Origin of the sequence: Leifsonia sp. SIMBA_070, from assembly GCF_046534635.1 — a bacterium.
GTDB lineage: Bacteria > Actinomycetota > Actinomycetes > Actinomycetales > Microbacteriaceae > Leifsonia.
Window position 1 is genome coordinate 1 of sequence record NZ_JAWRYK010000737.1, and the last position, 247, is coordinate 247.

At 65.2% G+C, this 247-nt stretch carries 1 pseudogene; it reads left to right on the forward strand.

What is annotated here, in order from left to right:
• Positions 1-84 precede the first annotated feature (84 nt).
• Positions 85-247: pseudogene (locus SB754_RS22200) on the forward strand (type III glutamate--ammonia ligase); the annotation flags it as partial.

Here is a 247-nt window from a genome sequence, read left to right on the forward strand (position 1 = left end):
GCGGACGCCATGGTGACCGCAGACCGGGTCATCACCGCCCGCTACCTACTCTCGGTGGTCGCCGAAAAATGAGGTAAGCAGGCCACATTCATGCCCAAGCCGTTCACCGACCGCACCGGGTCCGGGATGCACATGCACCTGTCGCTGTGGAACGCCGACGGCGCGGTCTTTCCCGATGCCACCGACGACAGGGGCCTGGGACTGTCCTCCACCGCCTACTCGTTCATCGCCGGCATCCTCGAACACG